Origin of the sequence: Aquabacterium parvum (assembly GCF_001447195.1) — a bacterium.
Lineage (GTDB): Bacteria > Pseudomonadota > Gammaproteobacteria > Burkholderiales > Burkholderiaceae_C > Aquabacterium > Aquabacterium parvum.
Map to the genome: position 1 here is coordinate 1 of NZ_LFRI01000547.1, position 273 is coordinate 273.

At 60.1% G+C, this 273-nt stretch carries 1 pseudogene; it reads right to left on the reverse strand.

Features of this window, described 5'->3' with window-relative positions:
- Positions 1-273: pseudogene (locus tag ABG80_RS20070) on the reverse strand (protein rep); the annotation flags it as partial.

Consider the following 273-nt stretch of genomic DNA (forward strand, 5'->3'; position numbering starts at 1 on the left):
TCATCGAGCGGCTCATCGGTCAGCTCTTCCGGCACCTCGACACCTCGGAAGCACCCAGCAGAACCAAGAAGGCGTTTCCCCTTGAGCGTCTGAAAGGCATGCCATGTATCGGCAACCGGCTGATCGCTGAACTTGATGGCGTACTTGAAAACCTCCATGAACCCCTCGGCGGGATCTCCAACGATGGGCCGCACATCAACGATGAAGCTGTCCCCGGTGATCTGGTGCCAATCCCGCGACAAGCGCTCCTGGCTGGGCTCGACCTCGGCCAAG